Origin of the sequence: Flavobacterium sp., from assembly GCF_036405015.1 — a bacterium.
Classification (GTDB): Bacteria; Bacteroidota; Bacteroidia; order Flavobacteriales; family Flavobacteriaceae; genus Flavobacterium.
Genome location: NZ_DASWYK010000231.1, coordinates 1 through 12,165 on the forward strand (window position 1 = coordinate 1; position 12,165 = coordinate 12,165).

Consider the following 12,165-nt stretch of genomic DNA (forward strand, 5'->3'; position numbering starts at 1 on the left):
TTTTCTGTACTTTTACATTTCTAAAAAATGCGTTTTGTCAACTTTCAATAAACAATCTGGCAGTATATCTGAAAAAGCTGGAATTTCACCTCCCGAAATCACCAATATTTCGGCTATCAATCAAATTAAATTCAAACGCAAGCAACAACCCTCTTCTAAAGAATTAATTAGGGGAATTTTAGAAGGAAACAGAACTTCTTTAAGTCGTGCTATTACTTTAATTGAAAGCACAAATCCCGATCATTTTGAAAAAGCAGCTGAAGTCGTTCAAGGCTGTCTACAACATTCAAACCAATCCATTCGTATTGGAATTACAGGAGTTCCTGGTGTTGGAAAAAGTACTTTTATTGAAGCATTTGGAAAACATTTGACTCAGTTGGGAAAGAAAGTTGCTGTTTTGGCCGTTGATCCAAGTAGTTCAATTTCACATGGAAGTATTCTGGGCGATAAAACCCGAATGGAAGAATTGGTTAAAGACGAAAATGCTTTTATTCGACCAAGTGCTTCTGGCGAAACCTTAGGCGGTGTAGCACGTAAAACTCGAGAAACTATTATTCTTTGCGAAGCCACTGGTTTTGATACGATTATTATCGAAACAGTTGGTGTTGGTCAAAGTGAAACCGCTGTTCATAGTATGGTAGATTTCTTTTTACTTTTAAAAATTTCTGGTGCTGGCGATGAACTTCAAGGCATTAAACGCGGAATTATGGAAATGGCGGATTCCATTGTCATCAATAAAGCAGATGGCGATAATATCAAAAAAGCCAATCAGGCAAAAGTGGAATTTAATCGCGCTTTGCATTTATTTCCTCCAAAAAAATCAAATTGGCAGCCCAAAGTGACCACTTGCAGTTCACTCACAAAAGATGGAATTCCTGAAATTTGGAATACAATTTATGATTATTTTGAACTGACAAAAGAAAGCGGATTTTTCCAGGAAAAAAGAAACGAACAAAATCATTTCTGGATGATGGAAACCATCAATGAACAGTTGAAACAAAATTTCTACAATCAGCCTGAAATTATTTCACTATTGGAACAAAACAAAAAAGCAGTGCAAAACAATGAAATTTCATCGTTTGCAGCTGCTCAGAATTTGTTGGAGATATATTTTGGTAAAAAGTTTTAAACCATATAAGTGATATAAGTTCATTTAATTACTTTATCTAAAAGAATAAGCTTCTCTTATTAGAACAATTCAAAAGCTAAAACTTGAATTTTCTTATATAACTTATATGGTTTAAAAATTTATTTTTTACGCAGTTTGTACTTGCTCTCCTTATAAAGATTTCCAGCTGTAATGACATGTGCCAAAGCATCTTTTGCCAATTCTTCGTTTAATTTTACCGGAATCAAAGTGGTATCATTTTTCACTTCAAACTGCAATGGTTTCAAATTGGGTTGCATAATAACAACTTGATTTTCTACTCTAAAAGCATTGATATCATTAAATTGCATGATAGATCTTCCCTGCACTTTTGGATCTAATTTGGTCAAATTTCTTCCTACCATTGGAGTTTCAAAAGGCATTCCTAAATAACCTAATAATGTTGGCGGAATATCAATCTGACTTGCTAGTCTGTCGTAAACAGCTCCTTTTGCCACTCCTGGTCCTAAAATAAATGCTGGAATATGGAATTTATTTATCGGTACTAAATTCTTTCCGTAAGTTCTAGTATTATGATCGGCGATTACGATGAAAATAGTATTTTTAAAATAATCTTCTTTCTTTGCCAATTCAAAGAATTTACCAATCGAGAAATCAGCATATTTCATTGCATTATTTACTGTTGCCGGTTTCTTATCATAAGGTTTAATTCTTCCTGCTGGATATTCAAAAGGCTCATGATTGGATGTTGAAAACATCAGTGAGAAAAAAGGCTTATCTCCTTTTGATTTAAAATACTGATTGGCTTTGGTGACTAAATCCTCATCAGAATATCCCCAAGTTCCTTTAAAAGCATATTTATTCCCATCAGATTCAAAATCAGTTTGGTCGATAATATCCTGAAAACCATTTCCGTTGAAAAACGAAGCCATGTTATCAAAATTCGCCATTCCGCCATAAATGAAACTCGTATCGTATCCTTTGTGTTTTAAAGCATCTGCAAGCGTAAAAAATCCTTGTTGCGAATTTCCTAATCGAACCACACTTTCTGATGGTGAAGGTAAAAATCCGGTTACAACGGCTTCAATACCGCGGACACTTCTGGTTCCTGTACAATACAGATTGCTAAATAATGTTCCTTCTTTAGATAATTTATCAAATTCGGGAGTTAATGGTTTTCCTCCAAGAATTCCAACATATTCTGCTCCTAAACTTTCCTGTAAAAAGATCACTAAATTGTATGGTTTCTTAACTACAGAATCTGGTTGCTGTACATGTAAAAACGGAATTTCGGCATCCGTAAAATCGTTTGATCCTACAATCATGTATTTCTTAACACGTGAAATTGCCTCTGCCTCATCCATTTTACCGTACATTTTGGTGTTACCTTCGTTCTTAATTGAATAAGCAGCAAAAGCAATAGTATAAAATGAATTTAATCCTAAAGTATTTGTCAATTGATCTGTCGAAAAAACAGCATTACTAGCATTAATAGGACGTTTTGAAGTCAAACTTGAACGCGCTCCAAAAAACAATAAAAAAGCTACTAATGGAAATACCATCAATTTAAACTTATAATCTGCAGTAACCGTATGAAAAAGCTTTTTACCTTTTTTGAAAGCAAAATAAAGCACAACTCCTAAAATCAGAAACGTGACAATTATAGAAGTCAGGTAACTTTTTAAAAGCATTCCCACAACTTCCTTAGGATAAATAAGATAATCGAGGAAAATCTTATTCGGACGTGTATCGTACTGTTTTACAAAATCCGGAGAAGCTAATTCTGTAAAAAGAATTAAAAACAGAAATAAGAAACTGTAGATTACAAGAAACTTATTGGTAAACTTTATCGCTTTATTCGGAAGAAAAGTAATTAGTAAAGCTGGCAAAAATGACAAATAACAAAGTAATATCAAATCCATTCGCAGTCCGATTGGAAAAATATACCAAAAATCTGGTGTCTGCTCTACTCTATCTTTAAAAATAAAAAATAGAACTATTCGGCTTAGAGTAGTTATTAGTAATCCAACTGCTATAAAGTTAAATATAGGTTTTAGAAAAGATATTTTTTTCATCAATACAATATTAAGAACGTAAAAAACTGAAAATCTTGAAATACAATTACTCTTCGTAACGATTTACTTCTCGATCGTAGAAATCATTTGCTTTTTCGATTAAGCCTTCCATTTCAGCGTTTAATTCTGCTTCGTCTAGATCTTCTGCTTCTTCTAAAAATTCAACCTCATCGTCTTTTAAGTTAATGATGAATCTTGGGTAATCTAAGTGAATGATGAAAATATCATCTGGAAAATCAGTGTTATCTCCAAGTAAAAATTTAGGTAATTCCATGTTTATTTATTTTTTTAGTAATTGATTATTTTTTTTCCACTGAGTTTAAGATTAATCTACAAAATCTGTGGTATATATTTTTCAAATATAATTATTCTGTTTTTGAACTTGTAACTAATTTCTTAGTTAAATAATGAAAGCGAATATACAAAAAAGTAGCTGCCGCTGTTAATCCTGCCAAAAGGCCAATCCATACGCCTTGTGCTTTTAGATCTGTATGTTCTCCTAAATAATACGAAATAGGAAAACCTATAATCCAATATGCGACAAAGGTAATATACATCGGAATTTTGACGTCCTGCAATCCTCTTAATGCTCCCAAAACCACAACCTGAATTCCATCTGAAATTTGAAAAACTGCCGCAATCAAAAGTAGTTTCGAAGCAATACCTATAACTTCTTCGTTATCCAAAATTTGCCCTGTATTTTCCATATTCAAAAAGATGTACGGAAGATAATTATGAAAAATGATAAAGAAAATGGCAAAAACCGTTTCTAAAATTATCGCAAGCAAGAAAATCGATCGAGCTACCACAATCAATTTTTTATAGTCCATTAAACCTCTTTGATTACTGACACGAATCATTGAAGTTACACTTAATCCCATAGCAAACATAAACGTAAGTGAAGCCAAACTCAACGCAATTTGATTGGCAGCTTGACTCGTTTTTCCAATATTTCCACAAAGCCAAATCGAAGCGGTAAACAAAACCACTTCAAAAAGCATCTGCATGGCAGAAGGAAATCCGATACTTATAATCTTTTTAATGGTTGCTTTTTTGATTTCATTAAAACTAAAACCATTAAAGAAACGTTTTAAATCGTCTCTTCGCGAAAGCATAATGTGCATAAACATAACCAAGAATATTCTCGAAATCACGGTACCAAGTGCTGCACCGATAATTCCCATTTTTGGAAAAATCCAGATTCCGTAAATTAAAACATAGTTTATACCCACATGAAGAACATTTGCCATAACCATCGCATACATCGAATATTTAGTTAATGACATTCCGTCTGCAAATTGCTTATAACCTTGGTACATCACCAGCGGAATTAGAGAAAAAGCGACCCATCCTAAATATGGTTTTGCCAAAACAATAACATCTGCTGGCTGTTGTAGCAATTCCATAATAGGTTTAGCAAACATAATTACGGTAAAAAGCACCAATCCTAAAATTGTACATAAAAACAATCCGTGATGAAAAGCCGAACGAATTTTACTATCGTTTTTCTCTGCATCTCCTTCGGCAACAATTGGTGTAATAGCTGTAGAAAAACCAATTCCCAAAGACATTGCAATAAAAATCATACTATTACCAAGAGAAACTGCTGCTAATTCTGTACTTCCAATTTTGCCCACCATTATATTATCGACAATACCAATTAAAGTATGTCCGACCATACCCAAAATTACAGGATAAGCCAGTCTTAAATTATACGAAAACTCTTTGGTGTATTGCTTTAAACTCACTTGTATTCAATTTTAGTCGGCAAAGATAATCAGAAGCTTCGAATTCTGTCCTATCAATAAAATTATATACCAATTTTAAGACAAAAATAAGACGAACTCAATATTATGTAACGATTTTTAAAAATTGTATAACAAACTCCAAACGCCTTGCATATAATTTTACATCATAGAAATTTCAAAAATATAAGCCATGAAAAAATTACAGATCTTATGCCTAGCTGCGTTCACGTTTTTATTTGCCAACACAACTTTTGCTCAAGATAGCGGAGTAGAAAATTACGATCAAGGTTTTAGATTAGGAGTCGGATTAAATGGAGGGCTTCCAACCGACGGCGATTACGACTGGGCTCTTGGGGGAGACGTTCGTTTACAATATGATCTTTCTAAGAAAACATCATTGACCTTAACAACAGGTTTTACAAACTTATTTATGGGAAAAGATGATCTTGGAAACAACATAAAAGATCTTGGATTTATTCCGGCCAAAGCAGGTTTTAAAGCTTTTGTTTTAAAAGATCAATTTTATGTTTTAGGAGAACTTGGTGCTGGTTTCGCTGTAACAAATGGTTACGACAAAACAACCTTTTTATGGGCGCCAGGAATTGGATACGCTAACAAATTTATCGACTTAAGTGTTCGTTACGAAGATTATCATGACTTTAGAACCAATCAAGTAGCACTTCGTGTGGCTTATGGTTTTAAACTATAAAAAATAGGTTTAATTTATTATTTTGTTTTTGGTAAAATCCGACAGATCGCATAGTCTGTCGGATTTTTATTTTTATAATGATTCTTGATTCCAAAAAATCAAATTCGTTTCAAAAAATAAAAACCCGACAGGTTTTTAAAAACTGTCGGGTTTATAATTATAAAATCATCTAATTACTATATTAACTATCTTCTAAAGTCTTCTTATAAACATCAAAATTATCCAGAATCTCTTTGTCCAGAGCTGGAACTTGAATATCTGTATATTGCTTCATTTCTTCCCAAATAATTTTAGCCACAATGTAACGTGCCATATCTTTATCATCGGCAGGAACAATATACCAAGGCGCATGCTCTTTAGAAGTCTGATTGATTGCTTCTTCATAATATTGCTGATATTCTTCCCAATGAGCACGCTCTTTTAAGTCTCCAGGTGAGAATTTCCAATTGTGTTTTCCTTCTTCCAAACGGCGCAATAAACGGTCTTTTTGTTCGTCTTTACTCAAATGCAAAAAGAACTTCATTACAATTGTACCGTTTTGCGCAATATGTTTTTCAAAATTATTGATTTGATCAATTCTCTTTTCCCAGAATTTTGGCTTAATATCATCGACTGAATTAATTCCAGGTAAATTCTCTGCTAAAATAAATTCCGGATGCACACGAGTTACCAAAACATTCTCGTAATGCGTTCTGTTAAAAATCGCAAACTTTCCTTTTTCTGGCAATGCAATATAATGTCTCCACAAATAATCATGTTCCAATTCGGTTGAATTTGGAGTTTTAAAACTATGCACCACCACGCCACGCGGATTAAATTCTTTAAAAACTTCTCGAATCAAACTATCTTTTCCCGAAGTGTCCATTCCTTGAAGACAAATTAAAACCGAATATTTATTATGTGCATACATAATATCCTGTAAATCACTTAATTTATCTTTTACTTTATCTAATTTATCTTCCTTTTCATCATCTTCAGCATCGACATTTAACAAAGTCGGAATCTTGCTTAATTTAATTTTATCTACAACTTTAAAATCTTTTGGATCTATTGACTTCATATTTTCAAATTTTGAATTATAAATATACTAATTTTACGAAGCATATTCCTGCTATTCATTGCAATACTTTTCAATAAATTGCTTTTTTCTAAGCCATTCCAAGAGCTTCCTTTGGTCGCTTTGTTCTGTCAAGAAAAAATACAATTTCTTTTCAAAGTATTTCCATTGCTATCAGGGCTAGGCAGTTATTTTCAAAACAACAATTCATGGAAAAATTCACATTAGAAATATTATTTCAAATTATCGGAATCGGCTCGGCATCAGGTTTATTTTATAATAATGACGCACTTTACGTAATTGGCGACAACAGCGGATTCTTATACGAATACAATATCGAAAACAAACAATTAAACCAACACGCTTTAATTGACAATGCAACAGCAAATATTCCGAAAAGTCAGAAACCTGATTTCGAATCTTTAACTCATCATAACGATACCCTTTATGTTTTTGGTTCTGGTTCAACCGAAAACCGAAACAAAATGATTGAGTTTGACATGAAATCTAAAACGGTTTTACAAAAAAACAATCTTGTAGATTTATATGCTGTAATGCAAAATTTTGGACAAATAAAACCCGAAGATTTCAATTTGGAAGGCGCCATTTTTGATGGAGAAAACTGGTATTTATTCAATCGTGGCAATGGCATTTCTAACAAAAACACGATTTTTACTATTCATGCCAAAAATCTCGGAGAAGAATTTGCATTGATTTCTGTCAATTACAAACTTCCGAAAATAAAAGGAGTTCGTTCAAGTTTTACCGACGCCATTTTAGTCGATGATAAAATCTACTTTCTTTCAACTGCAGAAGACACAAAATCGACTTATGATGATGGCGCAATTTTAGGAAGCTTTATCGGAAGAATCGATGTCAAAACCATGAAAATTGATTTTACTCAAAAAATTACTTCAACCAATAAATTCGAAGGTTTGACTCTTTACAAAAAAGAAAACAATAAAATCGAGTTTTTACTTTGTGAAGATAATGATACTGAAGTTTTAGAAACCAAAATTTATAAATTGACGTTGCCGATTAAATAGATTCTGAATGAATGCAAAAGAAAAACAGCTTGAGTTTATAAAATCTTATTTAAAACCAACTCTAAAGAATTTGGAGTACAAAACTAGTGGTCAAACTTGGTGGAAAGACAAAGGGGATTTTTATACTTTAATTAATTTACAGAATTTTTCATGGAACACTAAAGACAGAGTTAATTTTTGCTTCAATATAGTAATAGTTCTAAAATCAGAAATGAAAGATGTTACCAAAAAGCCTCAAATATATGATTCAATAATATATCAAAGAGAAAATTCATATGTTAGCGATAAGAATAATATGCATTCATTTAGAAACAAAAATGGTTATCTTTTAGAAAACCATACAGATATGAATGATTTCTATAAAGAATTAAAATCAGATTTTGAAAATTTCATATTACCCAAACTCGAAAAATTGAACTCTCTGCAGGATTGCATCGATAATTTTGGAAGTATTCCTTTTTTTGGTGAAAGATTAATTAATGCAATTAAAGTAAAAAAATAAACTTTTTTCATATCCGCCCCAACAATAAAAACCTTTGTCACTTTGTAACTCTGTACCTTTGTCCCTAAAAAAAATATTTTAATATTTTTTTGCCCCCGTCCCAACCTTTTTATCTTTTAATCTCTCTATATAAGAAAGACAACAATTGTGATAAACGAGACTCAAATAGCAAACTGTAAAAAAATGCACCGCGACGCCCAGCGCGAGGTGTACAAATACATGGCGCCGAAGTTGTACCGCCTTTGCAAAAGATACTTAAAAAAGGAAGAAGAAATAGAAGAAGCACTAGCCGATGCTTTCTTCACGATTTTCACCAAACTAGATCAGTTAAAAGAAGCTTACGCTTTTGAAGCCTGGGCCAGAAGAATTACTGTGAATCATTGCTTGGCGACGATTAGAAAAGAAACGAACTTCAACATGTATTTAGACGATGTGAAACTGCTTTCGCAGCCTTCTGTCGATGAACTCAATACCTTGGAAGAAGAAGATTTACTCAATTTATTAAACCACATTCCGGATGGCTGTAAAACTGTGTTCAACCTTTTTGTTATAGAAGGTTACGCTCACAAAGAAATAGCCGAAATGCTGAAGATTTCTGAAGGCACCTCAAAATCACAATTGAATGCCGCTAAGACCAAACTAAAAGAACTGGTTAATAAACTCTATTATCAAAAAGCAAAATAGTCATGGACAATCAAGATAAATTATTCGACAAAATAAAACAGGCTTCACAAAATGCCGAGTTTAAAGACTTTCCCGCAATGGAAAAAGTCTGGGCGCGTGTTGAAGATAAACTGGACAAAAAAGAAGACAAAAAAACAATCGCACTCTGGAAAAAAATTGCCGTTGCTGCTTCGCTTCTTTTACTTCTTTCATTAGGTTTTCAGTTTTTACATTCCGATAAAGACACTGTAAATGAAACACAAAAAGTAGTAATTCAGGAAACACAAAAAGAACCAGCTGAAGAACCTATTTTAGAACAAAAAAACACAACACCTTCTTCTGACTCTGGAATTGTTTCAAACGAAGAAGCTACTAAAATTTTAGAAAATCATACTAAAAACAAAGAACGTGTTGCCGTTCAAGAAACAGTTCCAGCCCAAGCAGAATCCATTATGTCTGTTCCAATGCCAAATGCAGGATCAGGAATACCTTTGCCAGTTGGTACTTTAAGAGAAGAGGCTATTGAAGAAGATCAAATTTCTTCGCAAAAAGAAGTAACCTCAGACATGGGCTATTTTAAAACCCCACAAAGAGAATCGGCAAAGGTTGCTTTTGCAGAAAAAAGTGCTTCAAGAGCTAAAAAAGCTGCTCCTTTAGTAGTTCTTAACGGAAATGCAATGGCACATAGCAATGATGTCAAAAAAGACAAAATGATTCGAAACGAACTTCCGAATCTAGATCCTGAAAATGTGGATTCACTTGTCATTCTTGACGAACCATTATATATCATTGACGGTATTTACTATTCAGAAAATGATTTATTCGGAAACAATCCGACGAGTCCATATGCGCCTTTAGACAAACAAGACATTAAAACCATAACCATTTTACAAGACCTTGAAGCCACTGAAAAATATGGTGACAGAGGAAAAAAAGGAGTTGTTATAATCACTACAAAAACAGGAAAACCAACTCCTAAAAAATAATCAATCTACACAAAACTTTGTCAAAGTTTAAAACTTTGACAAAGTTAAATCTCAACATTAATTCTAAAACTTATTATCATGAAAAGTCTAAAACTTATTTCATCAGCCATTGCTATGCTTATATGTTTCGTGAGCATGGCACAAGAAAGAATCATTTCTGGAACAGTTACTGATAAATCTAATATTGCACTTCCTGGTGTTTCTGTTATGATTAGAGGCACTAAAAAGAATACTCAAACCGATTTTAATGGTCATTATACCATTCAGGCAAAAAAAGGAGATGCTCTTATTTTTAGTTACATCGGAATGGATTCCCAGACCATTAATGTACAATCATCTGATATTATCAATGTAGTATTACAAGAAAATAGTCCTCAATTACAAGAAGTTGTAGTCGTTGGCTATGGCATTCAAAAAAAGTCAATATTAACTGGTTTGTTTTCAAAACGTAAAGACAGAAACGAAACCGCATTACAAGGAAGAGTTGCTGGAGTTCAGGTTCAAAATGGTACTGGATATGTTGCTGCTCCAAGCCAAAATGTGGTTATACGAGGTGCTGCAAGTGTTTCTCCAAAAAATGAACCTATGTACATTATCGACGGAGTTCCTGCAAAAGCCAATCAAATGGCGAAAATCAATCCAAATGATATTAAAGATTTAAAAGTATTAAAAGATGCTGCTGCGACTTCAATTTATGGAAACAGAGCCTCAAATGGAGTTGTGATTATTTCAACAAAAAATGAGCTTTACAAAAATCTTTCGGAAACAGAATTAAATCAAAAATTAAATATAACGCCAATTCCAGCCGAACCAACTCAAGAAGATTATGACTCTTTTGTAGAAAATGCATTCGAAAGTCCAAAAACGGCTCCTCTTTCTACTTTTTCTATAGATGTCGACAATGCTTCTTATACGAATATCAGACGTTTTTTAAACAACGGACAGCAAGTTCCAAAAGATGCAGTGCGTGTAGAAGAAATGGTGAATTTCTTTAAATACACTTATCCACAACCAAAAAATGAGCATCCGTTTTCTATCAATACAGAAGTGAGCGATTCGCCTTGGAATGCAAACAATAAAATCCTAAAAATTGGTTTACAGGGAAAAAATATTCCAACAGAAGATTTACCTGCCTCAAATCTTGTTTTCTTAATTGATGTTTCGGGTTCAATGAGCGACATGAACAAATTGCCTTTATTAAAACAATCCTTAAAAATTTTGGTGAATGAATTAAGATCTAAAGATAAAGTAGCAATTGTAGTTTATGCAGGTGCCGCAGGAATGGTTTTACCTCCAACTTCTGGAGATGAGAAAAAAACAATTATTGATGCTCTCGATAAATTACAATCTGGAGGAAGTACTGCTGGAGGTGCAGGAATTGAATTGGCTTATAAAACTGCAACAGAAAATTTTATTAAAGGAGGAAACAATCGCGTAATTCTGGCAACTGACGGTGATTTTAATGTGGGAAGTTCTTCTAATTCGGATATGGAAAAACTGATTGAAGAAAAAAGAAAAACAGGCGTATTCTTAACTTGTTTAGGTTACGGAATGGGCAATTACAAAGACAGCAAAATGGAAATTTTAGCCGATAAAGGAAACGGAAATTATGCTTATATCGATAACATTCAGGAAGCCAATCGTTTTTTAGGAAAAGAATTTAAAGGTTCGATGTTTGCTATCGCGAAAGATGTAAAAATCCAGATCGAATTTAATCCGAAGCAAGTGCAATCGTATCGTTTGATTGGTTATGAAAACAGAAAATTAAAAGCGGAAGATTTTAAAAACGACGCCATTGATGCCGGAGAATTAGGAAGTAATCATACCGTTACGGCTTTGTATGAAATTATTCCGACAGGCGTAAAAAGCGATTACTTAGCAGAACAGCCAGACGAATTAAAATATACCAAAACAGAAACAAATCCAAGTATTTTCAACAATGAACTGGCAACCGTAAAATTCCGTTACAAAAAACCTGATGGAGAAAAAAGTATAGAAATGGTTCAGGTAATCGAAAATAAATCGGTGGCTATTGAAAATGCAAGTGACGACATGAAATTTAGTGCTGCCGTTGCCTGGTTCGGATTGAAATTAAGGGATTCTAAATTAATCGCTAATAAGTCTTCTGAAGAAATTGCAAAATTGGCAAAGCAAGGAAATTCAAACGATGGCGAAGGTTACAAAGCTGAATTTATTCGTTTGGTGGAAGGAGCAAAACAATACAATTAATCAAAATTTTATTACATTTGTAACTTTATTTTTAAAATTTAT

At 33.1% G+C, this 12,165-nt stretch carries 11 protein-coding genes; 7 read left to right on the forward strand and 4 right to left on the reverse strand.

All coding sequences use genetic code 11. From position 1 onward, the window contains the following. Window positions 1-34: 34 nt before the first annotated feature. Window positions 35-1,129, forward strand: coding sequence for a methylmalonyl Co-A mutase-associated GTPase MeaB (meaB, locus tag VGE71_RS19855; RefSeq protein WP_331139881.1), 1,095 nt, complete (start codon window positions 35-37; stop codon window positions 1,127-1,129). A 119-nt stretch (window positions 1,130-1,248) separates the two neighbouring features. Here meaB and VGE71_RS19860 read toward each other — a convergent pair whose 3' ends face one another. The 3 genes from VGE71_RS19860 to VGE71_RS19870 form a co-directional block, all read right to left on the reverse strand. Further along, window positions 1,249-3,183, reverse strand: a complete 1,935-nt coding sequence (locus VGE71_RS19860) for an LTA synthase family protein (protein WP_331139854.1) — start codon at window positions 3,181-3,183, stop codon at window positions 1,249-1,251. 46 nt (window positions 3,184-3,229) lie between these two features. Beyond that, a complete protein-coding gene (locus tag VGE71_RS19865; RefSeq protein ID WP_132078535.1) occupies window positions 3,230-3,457 on the reverse strand; it encodes a hypothetical protein in 228 nt (75 codons plus the stop codon). Between the two features lie 91 nt (window positions 3,458-3,548). Then, window positions 3,549-4,931, reverse strand: a complete 1,383-nt coding sequence (locus VGE71_RS19870; protein WP_331139855.1) for an MATE family efflux transporter — start codon at window positions 4,929-4,931, stop codon at window positions 3,549-3,551. A 190-nt stretch (window positions 4,932-5,121) separates the two neighbouring features. Between VGE71_RS19870 and VGE71_RS19875 the strand changes: the two genes are divergently transcribed. Continuing rightward, window positions 5,122-5,640 (forward strand): hypothetical protein, encoded by a 519-nt coding sequence (locus tag VGE71_RS19875; protein ID WP_331139856.1) that lies wholly within the window; start codon window positions 5,122-5,124, stop codon window positions 5,638-5,640. A 181-nt stretch (window positions 5,641-5,821) separates the two neighbouring features. Here the strand turns inward: VGE71_RS19875 and VGE71_RS19880 are convergent, their stop codons facing one another. Then, window positions 5,822-6,700: a PPK2 family polyphosphate kinase gene (locus VGE71_RS19880; RefSeq protein ID WP_331139857.1), complete on the reverse strand. Its 879-nt coding sequence runs from the start codon at window positions 6,698-6,700 to the stop codon at window positions 5,822-5,824. Window positions 6,701-6,906: 206 nt separating this feature from the next. On the opposite strand from VGE71_RS19880, the gene VGE71_RS19885 reads away from it, so the two are divergent. From VGE71_RS19885 to VGE71_RS19905, 5 genes are all read left to right on the forward strand, one after another. Continuing rightward, complete coding sequence (locus tag VGE71_RS19885) at window positions 6,907-7,743, forward strand: DUF6929 family protein (RefSeq protein ID WP_331139858.1); 837 nt, start codon at window positions 6,907-6,909, stop codon at window positions 7,741-7,743. A 7-nt stretch (window positions 7,744-7,750) separates the two neighbouring features. Continuing rightward, on the forward strand, window positions 7,751-8,245 hold the full coding sequence (locus VGE71_RS19890) for a DUF4304 domain-containing protein (protein ID WP_331139859.1): 495 nt from the start codon (window positions 7,751-7,753) through the stop codon (window positions 8,243-8,245). Between the two features lie 183 nt (window positions 8,246-8,428). Next, complete coding sequence (locus VGE71_RS19895; protein WP_331139860.1) at window positions 8,429-8,929, forward strand: sigma-70 family RNA polymerase sigma factor; 501 nt, start codon at window positions 8,429-8,431, stop codon at window positions 8,927-8,929. A gap of 2 nt (window positions 8,930-8,931) precedes the next feature. Continuing rightward, complete coding sequence (locus VGE71_RS19900) at window positions 8,932-9,894, forward strand: hypothetical protein (RefSeq protein ID WP_331139861.1); 963 nt, start codon at window positions 8,932-8,934, stop codon at window positions 9,892-9,894. Between the two features lie 78 nt (window positions 9,895-9,972). Then, a complete protein-coding gene (locus tag VGE71_RS19905; RefSeq protein ID WP_331139862.1) occupies window positions 9,973-12,123 on the forward strand; it encodes a vWA domain-containing protein in 2,151 nt (716 codons plus the stop codon). The last annotated feature ends 42 nt before the right edge of the window (window positions 12,124-12,165 follow it).

Bases quoted from the DNA above. Each gene is read 5' to 3' on its own strand.
- VGE71_RS19880 (WP_331139857.1), bottom strand. From the start codon at position 6,700: ATGAAGTCAATAGATCCAAAAGATTTTAAAGTTGTAGATAAAATTAAA.
- VGE71_RS19860 (WP_331139854.1), bottom strand. From the start codon at position 3,183: ATGAAAAAAATATCTTTTCTAAAACCTATATTTAACTTTATAGCAGTT.
- VGE71_RS19895 (WP_331139860.1), top strand. From the start codon at position 8,429: ATGCACCGCGACGCCCAGCGCGAGGTGTACAAATACATGGCGCCGAAG.
- VGE71_RS19900 (WP_331139861.1), top strand. From the start codon at position 8,932: ATGGACAATCAAGATAAATTATTCGACAAAATAAAACAGGCTTCACAA.
- VGE71_RS19875 (WP_331139856.1), top strand. From the start codon at position 5,122: ATGAAAAAATTACAGATCTTATGCCTAGCTGCGTTCACGTTTTTATTT.
- VGE71_RS19885 (WP_331139858.1), top strand. From the start codon at position 6,907: ATGGAAAAATTCACATTAGAAATATTATTTCAAATTATCGGAATCGGC.
- VGE71_RS19890 (WP_331139859.1), top strand. From the start codon at position 7,751: ATGAATGCAAAAGAAAAACAGCTTGAGTTTATAAAATCTTATTTAAAA.
- VGE71_RS19905 (WP_331139862.1), top strand. From the start codon at position 9,973: ATGAAAAGTCTAAAACTTATTTCATCAGCCATTGCTATGCTTATATGT.
- VGE71_RS19865 (WP_132078535.1), bottom strand. From the start codon at position 3,457: ATGGAATTACCTAAATTTTTACTTGGAGATAACACTGATTTTCCAGAT.